Source organism: Halomonas sp. JB37 (assembly GCF_002332255.1).
Lineage (GTDB): Bacteria > Pseudomonadota > Gammaproteobacteria > Pseudomonadales > Halomonadaceae > Vreelandella > Vreelandella casei.
Map to the genome: position 1 here is coordinate 3,484,770 of NZ_NRGW01000001.1, position 15,315 is coordinate 3,500,084.

Here is a 15,315-nt window from a genome sequence, read left to right on the forward strand (position 1 = left end):
ACAAATAAGCTATCTAAAGTGGCGAAGCAATTTTCTTTGCTGAACTGCACCGTAAACTCGTGTCATAACCGGCTAGTTGAGCGAAGAACATTTGGCTATGATCAGCATCGTAGTGATGTCGCTGTATCCGCTGATACCGGTGATATTGGACTCGATGGTTCGCGAGCCCATCAGCGGATGCGCCATAGTGGAGATAGCTTTATCTAGCGGCGATGCTGGTCACAGTGGGCACTTGCTAAACCTTTGCCAAGCGTGCATCTTGAATAGCCTTCAGTGTTTTACCGCTCGCATCTTTCCAGGCAATCCGCCCGTTTGAAGCGCCACCGACCAACACACCCGCCGCGGTTGATGGCGACGAAAAACGAAAATCTTGGGTGAAAACCAGTTTTCCATCTAGCGGCGCCAATACGCCCCGCTCTTGCAGAAGCTGACGCTGCTCGCGCATGTAATCGTGAATAGAAACCGTCTCTTCGGCGCGAGCCTGGGAGCCTTTTAACACCACAAAGCCATCGGCTACTTCTTTACCGGTGCCTTCAGCTCCACGCTCATTCAGATAAAGCGCTAACGGCGCCTCAGCCTTTTCTGTTTGCGTGGTAGCGGCCTGATTGGTGGCAGATTCAAACGCATCAATGCCTAGCAGAGGAAAAATCACCAGCATCTCAGCTAAAAACCACTCGGCATCGGCACGGTCGGCTTCAGAAAGCGGGGGCGGCGCGGGAAAGGTGCCGTTATCTAAAGCCCACTGGTTAGCCGTTTTCGCCAGGGTCAATAAGCGTGATTCTAGATAGCGGACATTAGCTTTGTTCAAACCTTCGTTAGTGCTGGTAAACGCCACAGTCCGCGTCCAAAACTCCTTACCCGACACATGCTGCTTAATACGTTCCCCCAGCACATCGGCTTCACCCACATATAGCTTGGACGCGCCCTCTTCCGTTAGTCCTGTGAGCACATACACGCCCGGCTGGGCCATTTCGCTGCGGGCCAATGCGCGCTCAAACTGGGAGCGGTTAGCCACCACCGCCCTGCCCGTCCAGTTGGATTTCTCGATCACGCGCAGGCCTTCTGGCGTGCCATCAGCGAGAAAGATGCGAATAGAGGTTGGGCGGGGTTGAACTTGATGCATGCTAATAAACCTACCTTTTATTTAGCGTACGCGTGATTATTGTCGTATTTTCTTGAATATTTCTAAGGCTAGATGTTCATGGGCAGCGCCTCTGAACTCTTTGTCACTCATCACGCGAGAGAAGATCTCTTCATTGTTTTCCATGCGGTCAATGAATAATTCATCCAACATGCGCTCAAGGTAAGCCGAAAAATTTGGTAGGTTATTAGCTTTAGCCGCTTCGACGATGTTTTCATTGTTCTCCGCACTGGCGGTAATTTGGTCAAAGAACAGCTGATCGGCTTCTGTAAAGTCGGTGCCAAAACGCTCATTAAGCTTTTCTACTAACGAAGAGAGCGTCACAGGCTCTTCTCGAACTCCGCTAGTGCCCACATCGGTTGGCCCTTTCAAGGGGTAAGCTTCGCCTTGACCAAGATCAATGGAACCTTCGGTCATCTGCTGTAAACGGAAATAACGTAAAGCAATCTCGTTATCCAGTGTGAAGGCTTGGCCATCGCTTGGTGGAGGCAATTTCGCCATTATGTTACGCACGAAGGCGTAAAGCTTTTCTAGCTCACTATCCTGATACGGAATAATCTGGGACAAAAACGCATAAAGGTTACGGAAAGCGGTCAATTGTCCGCGAAACTCTTCTTGCTCGGCCTCATCTTTTTCACCAAAACGCGCAATCACCGCGTCCAGAACCGCATTCATTACCCGATGGTCTGCTGCGGAATGGTCGCGTTTGCTTTTGTACCAGACCTCGGCAAACGCATTGATATCGTCTGGCGCAAATATCGCCCAAGCTAGTAACTTATGTTGCAGCTCCGATAGCTGGTGCGCATCGGCATTTTCGCCAATAGAAGTGGCTTCATAGTAGGGTTTGAAGGCTTGATAGATATCGTCTTCTTCATTGGCAAAATCCAGCACGAAGGTACGTGCCTTGCCAGGTGCCATGCGATTAAGGCGCGAGAGTGTTTGTACTGCCTGCACCCCAGATAGACGTTTGACCACATACATGGTTTGTAGCAAAGGCTGATCGAAACCCGTCTGGTATTTTTCTGCCACTAATAGCACACGGTAATCGTCGCGCTCGAAGGCTTCCGGCAATTCGCTCTCGGCCAAGCCCTCATTCATCGCCACTTCGGTGTAGGATGCGCCGGGGTCGTCGGGGTCTTCCACGCTGCCTGAGAAAGCCACCAGCGAGCGAATACCGCTGTAGCCATGGTCTTTAATGTAACGATCAAACGCCAGCTTGTATTTTACGGCTGCCAAGCGCGATCCAGTGACCACCATCGCCTTGGCCCGTCCAGCCATTTCGCTCATCACATAGAGTCGGAAGTGCTCGACAATGACCGAGACCACCTGATCGATGTTAACGGGATGCAGCTCCAGATAGCGGCTCAAGGCTTTGGCCGCCTTCTTGCGCGGCACTTCGGGGTCGTTTTCCACCTGCTTGATCAGGCCGAAGAAGCGCTTGTAAGTAGTATAGTTCTGCAACACATCCATGATGAAGCCTTCTTCGATGGCCTGCCGCATGGAGTACTCATGAAATGGAGAAGTGCCTGAGGGGCCTGGCTCATCGAACAAGACTTTTGTCTTGAACTTGGGGGTAGCGGTAAAGGCAAAAAAACTTAGATTGGGTTGCCGTGCCCGGCGCAGTGAATCGCGCAGAATAGCCGCCTTGGCATCGTCAGACAGCGCATCATCCTCTTCTTCCGACATTTGCGCCCCAATGGCAGATTCGATGCCATCCTTGTTGAGCATGCCACGCAGTGCGGTGGCGGTTTCTCCACTCTGGGAGGAGTGCGCCTCATCGACGATCACGGCAAAGCGCTTACCTGCCGTATTGATCTTGATACCACTGCCTTTGCTCTCCAGCGTCGCTAGCGCTTGGGAAATGAACGGGAATTTCTGCAAGGTAGTGATAATAATCGGTGTGCCGTTAGACAGTGCAGCGGCGAGCTGCTGGGTGTTCTCGTCGATTTTCTCTACCACACCTGTTTTATGCTCAAACTGATAGATGGTGTTTTGTAGCTGTTGGTCGAGTACACGTCTATCAGTGACCACCACGACAGAATGAAATACTTTTTCGTCGTTACCGTCGTGCAGACTGGCCAACCGGTGCGCCAGCCAGGCAATCGAATTAGACTTGCCGGAACCCGCCGAATGCTGAATCAGGTAGTTACGCCCCGATCCATTCACCTGTGCATGGCCTACCAGCTTGCGCACCACATCCAACTGATGGTATCGCGGGAAAATCATGGTTTCCTTACGGATGGTGCGCATGCCCTTATCGGTTTTAACCTGTCGCTCTTTTACCTCTAAGTGCATAAAGCGCTGCAAAATATCCATCAGGCTATCGCCTTGCAGCACCTCATCCCATAAATAATGTGTCTTCCAGTCATCCTCTACCGGTGGATTACCCGCCCCCAGGTTATTACCGCGATTAAAGGGTAGAAACGTGGTTTCTTTACCCTTGAGCCTAGTAGTCATCCACACTTCGTCAGGGTCTACAGCAAAATGCACCAGTGCGCGCTTTTTGAAAGCGAATAGCAGATCGCGCTCATCTCGATCGCTTTGATATTGAGTCACCGCATCCGCCGCGCGCTGGCCAGTCAGCGGATTTTTTAGCTCTATTGTGGCTACCGGTAAGCCGTTCAGGCTCAGGGTCACATCGATAATGCATCGGCGATTTTTACCATCTGCCTTCTTTATCACCGAAGTAAACGCCACCTGCCGAGTAATGGTCAGGCGATTTTGGCGGTAGGCAGCTGCCGCCTCAGGGTTCATAGTCGAGTTGGGGCGAAAGTTTGCCAGACGAAAGGTTTTTCCGTAGCACTTAAAGCCGTAGCGCAGCACGTGCAACGTGCCTTTAATCTCCAGTTCTTTGGCCAGACTACCGAGCACTGTAGCGCCGGTTTTATCGCCCAGCAGCGCTTCTAGCTGAGCCCATTTGCTGGGCTGGCTGGCTTGTAGAAAACCTATAACGTCATCGGGGAATAAAGCCAATGCCTCATCATATGCAGAGGCATCGCGTTTGGTATAGCCACCTGCACCGGTCAGACCTGTTTCAATGGCGATTTCAAAATCGAGTTCGGTATGGCCGGCCATCTTAGTCCTTTAATCATTTAGTTATATTGCACCTGCAAGGCTCTAAGCATAGTGAATATGTCTTGGTAAATCACTCCAAACTGAAGACACACATCCGGCAGTTTAATTTGATTACGTGACTCCGGGCGCGACTCCTCTAACGTAACGACAGTGGATCCGTTCACCACGGCATACGCCACCAGCCAGCCATCCGCGCCAGTCGCGAATTTCGCCTTGGCGGCATCAAAAAACTGGGGGTTACGCTGAACCCAAAGCATGACCTCGGTATAGGCAGAGACCACAGCGGCATTATTGCAACTTAAAAAGAAACCAGCAGGCACCGAATCATGAACCCACTTAACCAGTTCGTCGTCATCACGCCCTTGCAATAGCTCCTGCCGATTGCGGTCTAAGCTATTTACGCGTCCGGCAAGATGTTGAGTCAACAAGCTATTCCAAAAACCAGGGCATAGATCAAATGCGTAATAGCTATTTTTAGCGGTAATCAGTACATCCGAGTCAATGATATAGCTCATCGGGGAAGCTCCACACCAAGCCGCTGGGCATACTCCTGGAACGCACCGCCTTTTAGCCCCGTCAGTTCGTAAGCTTGTCGAAAGCCAATGCGCCCCTCTTTAGCAGCGCGAATTACCTGCAACGCAAACTTTTTGCCCACACGCGCATTCTGGTTATTGTAGAAATCACCACCACTGCTAGCCGCCTGCTTTTGCTGACGCTCCTGCTGCACATAGGCCGCATAAAATTCAAAGAAGTACTGACGTTCGACTAGACGCAAGTCTATCGCTCGGCGACCTACAACAATAGGACTAACCTTAAACTGGCGTGCCAGCAAACTGAAAGGCGCTTCCTCCCGGCGAACATTCGGCCAGGATTGGCGGAGCTCTGCCTCTGGCACCAGAAACTCCGCTGCCGCACGGTCGCAAAAGTTTTCGATCTCGCCCCCATCTGGAAAGATACCGGGGAAACCCGATAGTCCAGATCCCTGACTTCCGAGCCAGATATGTGCCAACTCATGTGCCAGCGTAAACATTTGGGCAGATTTTGCGTCTGCGCCGTTGACGAAAATTAACGGTGCGAACTCATCGCTGAGAGCAAATCCCCGAAATTCATCAACATTCAGAACACGATGAGTATTATTGCCTACCACACCGTTGATAATCGCTAAGATCCCCTGCGCTTCAATCGCGGTTCGCAAGGCACTAATAGCCTCTTGCCAGGTTCGCGCTTGATTCGCCCAGCCATCTTCTAAGTCCAGCAACCTTCTCATTTCACGGCCAATGGCCGCTGGGTCATCAGTCAGACGAGCGCTACCCACAAAATCAAACCCTGATACCTCGCATTCAATACGGGTTTCACGCAGCCAGGCTTGCCGCTGCTGCATCGCATAAATAGTGTCCAACAGGTCGGGGCTGATAGAACCCACGTACTGATTGCCCAAGGTGCGAAAGTCAGTAATCGGCATGGGGATAAGCGGCGGTTCTGGCAGAAACAAATAGCCAAAGGGCACGTGCGTTGCTCTGGCAAAATCTTCCAGTTGCTTGAACGTGGGCAACACTTCACCCCGCTCCCAGTCACCCAACTTGGGAAATCTACCGGTAAGATCTTCTATCGCCAGATGTGCGCGCTGGCGCGCCCATTGCACCAGCTCAGGATTAACCGCCACACGATTCATAACATCACCTCTGGCACCAGTATAGCTAGCCAGTCAGCGCCGGTTAAGCCGACGTTAGTAATGCATCCGCCAAGCCCGGTATGATCAAGAATCAAGCAACCTCCAATTGGCCAGTCACGGCGGCTGTTATTAGGGCTGAGCGGTATTCTTCGAGCCGTTCGACAGAGCACCTTACTTTTTCAACATGGCCATCAAGCTTTGCACAGGTACTTTCGATAAAGTTGACGATTCGCTGTTGTTCGATTCTATCCGTGGGATGTGGGATTAGAAGATTTGCATACCTGTCAGCACTAATGTTTTGAATCGTGCTTTGTATGAAAGTTGACTGTACCCATTCCCAATAGTGCTTAGAGTTAAGAAACCAGTAGAAGAACCTAGCATCATACTTCGCGCTAATTCGAGCGCGAATCAAGTAACCAGCATAACAGGCGATACCCCACGATTCCTTGTAGATAAAACTCTTCCCAACGGTTGCACCACTACGCGCTAAAAGGATGTCATTAGGTTGTAGCAAATACCCTTTCGCAACTTCAGGAGGCAGGGTACAGTAAGTTTCGTCGCGCAGTCGTCCCAACTTATCAACATCAGTAATCCTGACAAAACGTGGCCATGAAGGTTCATCAAATTCTGCAGCAGCATTTGCTCCATAAGAAAGAGGTGCCGAGGTGACAAATTTGAGTCGTCTCACCTCCCAATGCTCTGGAATACTCCCTAGCCAATCACTGCCGGAGGGTCTCATAGGAACGTCGGGATTTAGCCCCTTGGTAACGGCACGAGTGATCAGGGCCTGGCGCTTTTCAGCCAGCCGATTTCGTAAGGCGCGCTTCTTTTTGATCAAACCGTCAATCTGGGCGGTTTTTTTATCCAGAAATTGCGCGATGCGTTGTTGGGCTTCGAGGGAAGGCAAAGGGAGTGGTTGGTGACCTACAATTTCCCAATCAGCCCGAGGCATTTTTGACCCAAAGGTTTCCGCATCAATGCTGTCGATGAATCCTTTGGACACGAGGACATAGAAAAGAAAACGGGGAAGAACGATATCCGAGGGCCGGAGGCAAAGCAGTTCACCAGAGCTCACGCCGTTAAAACCGGCGTGATAAACCTTGGCAAGATAAGGTCGAAGTTTGTTGAGCAGTACATCATCAACCTGAAACTTCCGTCCATACGCCTCCGCAGGCCGTGGTTGATCGTTCAACAGTTTTCCAGTCCACGAGGCGATATCTTCGTTAGATATATATGGCTGACCCGCCTGCTCCTCAGCCGTGGGCCTCTCAGTTGATAGCCGAACGCTCCACTTGAGCCAATCGCTTTTCCAGCCACTTGGTAAGGCCCCCACCCAAGCGGGCAGTTCATCGCTTCTGGCGAAATAGCTCATCCCACCAACCCCTTCAATAGCCCGGCAATCTCACCTTCCAACTCGTTGATCTCCGACTCGATCTCCTCCAGTGGACGTGGTGGCTTATAAGTGTAGAAATGCCGGTTGATCGGAATCTCATACCCGACCTTGGTTTTGCTGTAGTCCACCCAGGCATCCAGCACGTGCGGTAACACTTCGTTCGCCATATATTCGTCGATATGAGCGCGGAAAGCCTCCACTAACTCGTCGTTGGGCTTATCTGGCCCCATTTGCATGGGCAGAGGCAGTCGTGTGCCTGGGGGTAATGGTATGTTTTCCGTGTCGCGTAGTTCGCTATCCGGCTCTGGGCGGCCCTTGCTGTCGCGGCAAATTTCAGCGTTAGCGTCGCGTTCACCCAGGGCATTAAAGATGGCTTTTTTGATCGTTCCCGGAATTTTTAGCCCAATTTTGTTGCCTGCAGCCGTCAGGTCAGCATCGAAGATGGCGCGGTCACTGTATTGGCCTTTGGCTTCTAGGGTCGCCAACACGTTTTTAATCGCCGCTTGTAGTGCTCGCCCGTCTTCAATCTCTCGTTCTGCCGCTGCTTCGTTCTTGCGCTTTTTGGAAGTAGCCAGGTTGGCAAAGGCGGTCAGTTCGTCCAGCCGGGCAATGCGTTCCGGTGTGGCCTCGAAGTTCATGCGCAGCGGGCGCTCTACGGTCACTTTTAGGAAGCCAAATTCGCGGTTTTCGAAAACACGCGATACCACACGGATTTCGCGCTCGCCGGTTTTATGATCGGTGATCACTTCTGCCTGTTCACCATCCTGGTAGTTGCCGTAAAGGCGCGTTAGTTCGCGGATTTGCTCTTCGGTGATTTCGTTACGCTTGTTATTAAGGCTTTTACCCATACGTTGGGAAAAACGCGTGCCATCAATCAACTGCACCTTGCCACGACGTTCGGGCGCTTTACGATTGGTGACCAGCCAGACATAAGTGAAAATACCGGTGTTGTAGAACAGCTGATCAGGCAGCGCAACGATGGTATCCAGCCAGTCGTTTTCGATAATCCAGCGGCGAATATTAGAGGGGCCAGAACCTGCATCACCGGAAAACAGCGGCGAGCCGTTGAAGACGATGGCTATCTTAGAGCCAGTCGCGTCTTCGTTGTCTTCGGCATAGGGATGCATCTTTTCGATCATATGCTGCAAAAACAGCAGCGAGCCATCGTTGATGGCGGGTAGCCCGGCACCAAAGCGGCCGGCAAACCCCATCTCCTTCTGTTCCTTCTCGACAACGGTTTTCTGATCTTTCCATTCCACGCCAAAGGGTGGATTAGCGAGCATGTAGTGAAAGCTGTGGCCCTGAAAACCGTCGCGGGTTTTGCCATCCCCCAGGGTGTCACCTAATACGATACTACTGGTGTCTTCATCCTTGATCAGCATATCCGAGCAGCAGATCGCCCAGGATTCGTCGTTATACTCCTGTCCGTATAGAGCCAGATTCGCTTGATCATTCTGATCAAGAATGAATTTTTCAGATTCCGACAACATCCCGCCCGTACCACAGGTCGGGTCATAAATGGTACGAAAGATGCCGGGCTTGTAGACATCCTGTTCGCCAGTATAAACGAGATTGGCCATCAGTCGGATGACCTCACGTGGAGTAAAGTGATCCCCTGCTTCCTCATTGGCCTGTTCGTTAAAGCGCATCACCAGATGCTCAAACAAATAGCCCATTTGCAGATTGTCGATACGTTTCGGGTGCAGATCCACCTCGGCCATCGCCTTCACAATAGTGAACAAGCGGTTGCTGGCATCGAGCTTTTCAATTTGATCCGTAAACTTAAAACGCTCAAAAATAGCGCGCGCAGTAGGTGAAAACCCGTTGATGTAAGCAACCAAGTTGGGGGCAATATTTTCAGGGTCACCCAATAGCTTTTCGAAGGTGAAGGGGCTGGTGTTATATAGCGGATGTGATCGATTCGGGTCAGCGGCTTTACCCAGCAGCTTCTCCATGGCGTTTTCGGGCGTATTGCGGGCAAGCAGTTTCTCGTGCTCTGCTAAAACCTTATCCTTAGTCGGCTCAAGCACACAATCCAGACGGCGTAGCACCACCATGGGCAGCATGACTAACCGGTATTGCGGTGGACGATAAGGGCCACGCAGTCGATTGGCGATTTCCCAGATGTGGCCTTTCAGTTGATCATGTACCAACATGTTCATAACTATAACCCCAGAACAAAAACAATAAAATTCAAATATTTATATTAATTCAATATTCGCCATGCTGCTTCATTATCTACACCCAGCGCATACCAAGCAGGCCTTACAAAATAGTTGTAGAGCCTGAAAACTTTGCTAGTTTTTGCGTTGCCGCAATCGTACTAGCTTCTCGGCAGCCTAAACAGCTGTGCAAAGAAAAAGCCACCCGAACACTGGATGGCTTTGCTTTCCTTCAGGCTACATCACCTCGCGAAAATCACTCCCACTCAATAGTAGCAGGCGGCTTACTACTCACATCATAAGTCACCCGAGAAACCCCTGCCAACTCATTGATAATCCTATTGGATACCTTCTCCAGCAGCTCATAGGGCAGGTGCGCCCAGCGGGCGGTCATGAAGTCGATGGTTTCTACCGCGCGTAGCGCGATGACCCATTCGTAGCGGCGGCCGTCGCCTACTACACCTACGGATTTCACCGGCAGGAAAACGGCAAACGCTTGGCTGGTTTTTTCGTACCAGCCGGAGGCGCGTAGCTCTTCGATGAAGATGGCGTCGGCATCGCGGAGGATGTCGGCGTACTCTTTTTTGACTTCACCCAGGATACGCACGCCCAGGCCGGGGCCGGGGAATGGGTGGCGGTAGACCATATCGTAGGGCAGGCCGAGTTCCAGGCCGAGTTTGCGCACTTCATCTTTAAACAGTTCGCGCAACGGCTCGACCAGCTTGAGCTTCATGGTGTCCGGCAGGCCACCCACGTTGTGGTGGGATTTAATCACGTGCGATTTGCCGGTTTTAGAGGCGGCGGATTCGATCACGTCCGGGTAGATGGTGCCCTGGGCCAGGAACTCGACGCCGTCGATTTTATTGGCTTCTTCATCGAACACGTCGATAAAGGTGTTGCCGATGATTTTGCGCTTGGCTTCGGGATCGCTTTCGCCTTTCAGCTTACCCAGGAACAGGTCTTCAGCGTCAACGCGGATCACCTTCACGCCCATGTGCTTGGCGAAGGTTTCCATGACCTGGTCGCCCTCCTGCTTACGCAGTAGGCCGTTGTCGACGAATACGCAGGTCAGCTGGGTGCCAATCGCTTTGTGCAGCAGTGCCGCCACAACAGAGGAATCGACACCGCCGGAAAGGCCGAGCAGTACGTGGCGGTCGCCGACTTGGTCACGTACGCGCTGTACCTGGTCTTCGATGATTTGCGCAGGCGTCCACAGCTTCTCGGCTTTACAGATATTCAGCACGAAGTGCTCAAGAATGCGCTGGCCTTGCAGCGTGTGGGTCACTTCCGGGTGGAACTGTACGCCGTAGAACTGCTTCTCTTCCCAGGCCATCGCGGCGATGGGGCAGCTGGGAGTGGAAGCCGTTACGGTGAAGGTATCCGGCGCTTTGGCCACCTTGTCGCCGTGGCTCATCCACACGTCTAACAGAGTCTTGCCGGAAGCGGTGTCTACGTGGTCTTTAATGCCGTTAAACAGCGCATTATCGACGTCGATCTGGATCTGCGCGTAACCGAACTCGCTTTGGTTGGAGCCTTCCACTTTACCGCCCAGCTGCTCGGCCATGGTCTGCATGCCGTAGCAGATACCAAATACCGGCAGGCCCATTTCAAACACGCACTGGGGCGCCCGCGGGGAGTCCAATTCGGTCACGGACTCCGGCCCACCGGCTAAGATAATGCCGTTAGGGTTGTACTCGCGGATCTCTTCTTCGGTGATATCAAACGCGCGGACTTCGGAAAATACGCCGATCTCGCGAACGCGGCGGGCGATCAGCTGGGTGTACTGTGAGCCGAAGTCGAGAATCAGGATCTTGTGGGCGTGAATGTCACTCATGGCGGGGTCTCGGTTAAGCGGTGTGGGTGCCGCTGGTAAGGCCAAAAAGCAAGCGGCGGGGCAAAGCCCGCCGCGCCATCTATCTAAACGTGCTGGTTAGCTCACCCGGTAATTGGGAGCTTCTTTGGTGATCTGCACGTCGTGAACGTGAGATTCGGCCATACCAGCGCCGGTAATTTTGACGAACTCTGGCTTGGTACGCATTTCTTCGATGTCGTGACAGCCGGTGTAACCCATGGAGGCACGCAAGCCGCCCAGCATTTGGTGCACGATGGCGGTCATCTGGCCCTTGTAAGGTACGCGACCTTCAATACCTTCCGGCACCAGCTTCTCAACACCTTCATCTTTGCTCTGGAAGTAGCGGTCCGAAGAGCCTTGCGTTTGGGACATCGCGCCCATGGAACCCATGCCACGGTAGGCTTTATACGTACGCCCTTGGAACAGCTCAACTTCACCGGGCGCCTCTTCCGTACCCGCAAACATGCTGCCCAGCATCACCGTGCTGGCGCCAGCGACGATCGCCTTGGCGATATCGCCAGAATAACGTACGCCGCCATCGGCAATCAGCGGGATATTAAACGGCTTAAGCGCTTCCGCAACGTTGGCAACCGCGGTGATTTGCAGCACGCCAACGCCGGTCACAACGCGCGTGGTGCAGATAGAGCCCGGGCCGATACCGACCTTAACGGCGTCTGCACCGGCTTCAGCCAGCGCGACAGCAGCTGCGGCGGTGGCGATGTTGCCGCCAATCACCTGCAGGTCAGGATAATGTTCTTTCACCCAGCGCACACGATCGATAACGCCTTTGGAGTGGCCGTGTGCTGTATCGACAACCAGCACGTCAACGCCTGCTTCAACCAATGCAGCAATGCGGTCCGGCGTTTCAGGGCCGGTGCCCACCGCGGCACCTACCAACAAACGGCCATCGCTATCTTTAGCGGCCATCGGGTAGGTGCGGGCTTTTTCGATATCTTGGAAGGTCACCAAACCGCGCAGGTGAAACTCGTCGTCGACGATCAGCATTTTTTCGATGCGGTGTTCGCGCATTTTGGCTTTACTGACTTCAAGCTCGGTGCCTTCGGCCACGGTAATCAGACGCTCACGCGGGGTCATGATATCGGCCACGCTGTCGCCTACGTTGGGCTGAAAGCGCATGTCGCGTTCAGTCACAATACCAACCAGCGTTTCGCCTTCAACCACCGGGAAGCCCGAAAAGCCGTACTCTTTCGCCATGCTGAGCAGGTCTTCCAGCTTCGCTTTGGGGCTAACGGTGACCGGGTCTTTAACAATGACGCTTTCGTGCTTTTTGACCTTACGCACTTCGGCTGCTTGCTGAGCGACTGCCATGCTCTTATGAATAATGCCGATACCGCCTTCCTGAGCCATGGCAATCGCCAGGCGGGCTTCGGTAACGGTGTCCATCGCGGCAGAAACAAGGGGAATATTGAGCGAGAGATTGCGGGTAAGGCGAGTTTTGAGGCTGACATCCTTGGGTAGAACGTCGGAGAAGCCAGGAATGAGGAGTACGTCATCGAACGTAAGCGCTTCTTGGGCCATACGTAGCATAGCGGCAACACCCTGATGGAAGAGGAGAAGTGGGGCGTGAAAGGTTAATCGCCTATTATAGCGTTTTGAAGGCCGCCCCAGCAATGCGGAGACGCTAGCAAACTGCGACCAATGGCTAATCCGTTTTTTTATGACGGCTTAATGATAGGCTTAACCCGCTGTTATTTATTTACGATTCGGCTTTTTGAGATTAAATCATGCCAGAGCTTCCCCAGGCGCTTTCCGTTAGCCAACTCAACCAGCGTGCCAAGCAAACCCTTGAGCGCGATGTGGGCGAAGTGTGGGTGGAAGGCGAGCTTTCTAACGTCTCTCGCCCGGCATCGGGCCATGTCTATTTCACGTTGAAAGATGACCGGGCGCAGATTCGCTGCGCGCTGTTTCGTCAGCGGGCGCGGTTTGTCTCGGCACCCATGCGCGATGGTGATCAGGTGAAGCTGCGTGGGCGGGTGTCGCTGTTCGAACCGCGCGGCGATTATCAGCTGATTGCCGACGCGGTGCAGGCGGCGGGCCTGGGTGAGCTGTTGGCGGCGTTTGAACGCTTAAAAGCGCAGCTGGAAGGCGAAGGCGTGTTTGCCAATACCCGCCCACTGCCCTTTCCGCCCCGCAAGCTGTTGATTTTAAGCTCCGCGACCGGAGCCGCCATTCGCGATGTGCTGGCGGTGCTGGAAGCCCGTTGGCCGCTGGCGGATGTCACGCTGATTCCCGTGCCGGTACAGGGAGCTGAAGCAGCCCCGGCAATGATATCGGCACTAGCGTTACTCAACCGACAGGCGCGATTAGACCCCGAGCGCGATGTGATTCTCATGACCCGCGGCGGTGGGAGCCTTGAAGACCTGTGGGCGTTTAATAGCGAGCATTTGGCGCGGGCGATTTTCCATTCCCGGCTACCGGTGATGTCGGCGGTGGGCCACGAAGTGGATATTACCCTGGCAGATTTTGCCGCCGATATGCGCGCTCCCACCCCTTCTGCCGCTGCTGAGCGCCTGGTGCCGGATCAAAACACTCTTAAGCGCCAGCTTGAGCATCAACACAGCCGTTTGCAGCGAGCCATGCAGGCACGCCTGGAACGCGATAGCCAACGCCTAGATACCCTGCGCGCCAAGCTGCGCCACCCCGGCGAGCAGCTTAACCGCCAGCGCCAGCATTTAACTGGCCTTAATCAGCGTTTGAATCGCGCCATGCAGCAAACGCTCGACCAGCAAAAAGCGCAAGTAACACAGCTGAGCAGACGGTTAACCAGCCAGGATATGACGCGCCTGCACCGTGCAGAAAAGGAACGCGTCAGCCAGCTGCAGCGCCGCCTGGGTACGGCGATGCAGCGCCAGCTCGAGAGTAGACAGGCAAGACTAACCAGCGCTGCGCGGGAGCTCAATGCAGTCAGCCCACTGGCCGTATTGGGGCGAGGCTATGCGATTGCCCAGGATGAACAGGGCCAGGTGGTTCGACGCGCGTCGGATACCCAGCCAGGTCAAAAGCTCACCGTGAAGCTTGCGGAAGGCAGATTAAATGTCGAAGTTAAGCGGCGCTTAAAATCCTGACACTATTGGCTAATAGTGAATATTAGCGTAGGGGAAATTGCCGTCGTCCAGCAAGAACACTTTGAATGCCTGCCATAGCGGGCTTCGATATCGCTCCGGATGCCAGACCAAAGAAAAAGATCTGGAGAGTGTCAGTTTACTCTCAAGTGCCACTAACTCGCCGCGCTGAAGCTCGCCCACCACGCTAAGATATGACAAACAACCCAGTCCAAAGCCTGCCTTTACCGATTGCTTGATAGCTTCGCTCTGACTGAGTTCCATACGCACCTGCAGCCGCTCAACGTGATGCAATACTGCGGATTCAAACACATCTCGAGTCCCGGAGCCGGGCTCACGGAGAATCCATGCAGCCTGGTCCAAGTCGGCGTCATCCAACTGTTTTTTCTGCGCCAAAGCGTGCCCAGGAGAGCAGATGATCACCATCTTATCTTTATGCCACGCCTGGCTGACTAAACGTGATTCGTGGCACACCCCTTCTATCAAACCGATATCTGCATCAAAATGCAGCAAATCTGTAATGACATCACTCGTATTACGAAGTCTTAAGCGCAGGTCCACTTCTGAGTGCTCATTACAAAAATTACCTGCCAGAGGAGGCAGTAGGTAAGTACCGATAGTCGTGCTTGCCGACACCATAAGCGTCCCTCGCAACCCACCTTCAGGCTCCTCAGCAGCGGCGATGAATTCAGCCATACCATCAAGCAGACGCTCGGCTCTAGGCAAAAGGGATCGTCCTAAATCGTTGAGCCGTAACCGGCGACCCAGCCGCTCAAAGAGATCAACCCCTAATTGCCGCTCGAAATCAGCCAGTGATTGGCTGGTGGCTGATTGAGACAAGCTTAAGCGCCGAGCCGCGGCAATCACAGTGCCATCCTGAGCGACACAAACAAAAACCTGGAGCTGGCGAAACGTTACATGCGGTGTCATACATCGG

The 15,315-nt window shown here is 53.3% G+C and carries 10 protein-coding genes; 1 reads left to right on the plus strand and 9 read right to left on the minus strand.

Annotated elements, in window-relative coordinates; all coding sequences use genetic code 11:
- Positions 1 to 235 precede the first annotated feature (235 nt).
- The 8 genes from CIK78_RS16210 to guaB form a co-directional block, all read right to left on the minus strand.
- The gene (locus CIK78_RS16210; RefSeq protein WP_096281943.1) at positions 236 to 1,123 is read right to left on the minus strand and encodes a GIY-YIG nuclease family protein; all 888 of its coding nucleotides are present in this window, start codon (positions 1,121 to 1,123) and stop codon (positions 236 to 238) included.
- A 36-nt stretch (positions 1,124 to 1,159) separates the two neighbouring features.
- Entirely contained in the window at positions 1,160 to 4,216 is a 3,057-nt protein-coding gene (locus CIK78_RS16215) for a type I restriction endonuclease (protein WP_096281944.1), read from the minus strand.
- Positions 4,217 to 4,233: 17 nt separating this feature from the next.
- Positions 4,234 to 4,731, minus strand: coding sequence for a DUF4411 family protein (locus CIK78_RS16220; RefSeq protein WP_096281945.1), 498 nt, complete (start codon positions 4,729 to 4,731; stop codon positions 4,234 to 4,236).
- Complete coding sequence (locus CIK78_RS16225; protein ID WP_096281946.1) at positions 4,728 to 5,888, minus strand: ImmA/IrrE family metallo-endopeptidase; 1,161 nt, start codon at positions 5,886 to 5,888, stop codon at positions 4,728 to 4,730. The genes CIK78_RS16220 and CIK78_RS16225 overlap by 4 nt, the downstream gene beginning before the upstream one ends.
- Before the next feature lie 91 nt (positions 5,889 to 5,979).
- Complete coding sequence (locus CIK78_RS16230) at positions 5,980 to 7,260, minus strand: restriction endonuclease subunit S (RefSeq protein WP_096281947.1); 1,281 nt, start codon at positions 7,258 to 7,260, stop codon at positions 5,980 to 5,982.
- Positions 7,257 to 9,443 (minus strand): class I SAM-dependent DNA methyltransferase, encoded by a 2,187-nt coding sequence (locus tag CIK78_RS16235; protein WP_096281948.1) that lies wholly within the window; start codon positions 9,441 to 9,443, stop codon positions 7,257 to 7,259. The genes CIK78_RS16230 and CIK78_RS16235 overlap by 4 nt, the downstream gene beginning before the upstream one ends.
- Before the next feature lie 256 nt (positions 9,444 to 9,699).
- Positions 9,700 to 11,277, minus strand: a complete 1,578-nt coding sequence (gene guaA, locus CIK78_RS16240; RefSeq protein ID WP_096281949.1) for a glutamine-hydrolyzing GMP synthase — start codon at positions 11,275 to 11,277, stop codon at positions 9,700 to 9,702.
- Positions 11,278 to 11,373: 96 nt separating this feature from the next.
- Entirely contained in the window at positions 11,374 to 12,843 is a 1,470-nt protein-coding gene (gene guaB / locus CIK78_RS16245) for an IMP dehydrogenase (RefSeq protein WP_096281950.1), read from the minus strand.
- Positions 12,844 to 13,040: 197 nt separating this feature from the next.
- Here guaB and xseA point away from each other — a divergent pair, with 197 nt between their 5' ends.
- Entirely contained in the window at positions 13,041 to 14,381 is a 1,341-nt protein-coding gene (xseA, locus tag CIK78_RS16250) for an exodeoxyribonuclease VII large subunit (protein ID WP_096281951.1), read from the plus strand.
- A gap of 9 nt (positions 14,382 to 14,390) precedes the next feature.
- Here the strand turns inward: xseA and CIK78_RS16255 are convergent, their stop codons facing one another.
- Positions 14,391 to 15,308 (minus strand): LysR substrate-binding domain-containing protein, encoded by a 918-nt coding sequence (locus CIK78_RS16255; protein WP_096281952.1) that lies wholly within the window; start codon positions 15,306 to 15,308, stop codon positions 14,391 to 14,393.
- Positions 15,309 to 15,315: the final 7 nt, after the last annotated feature.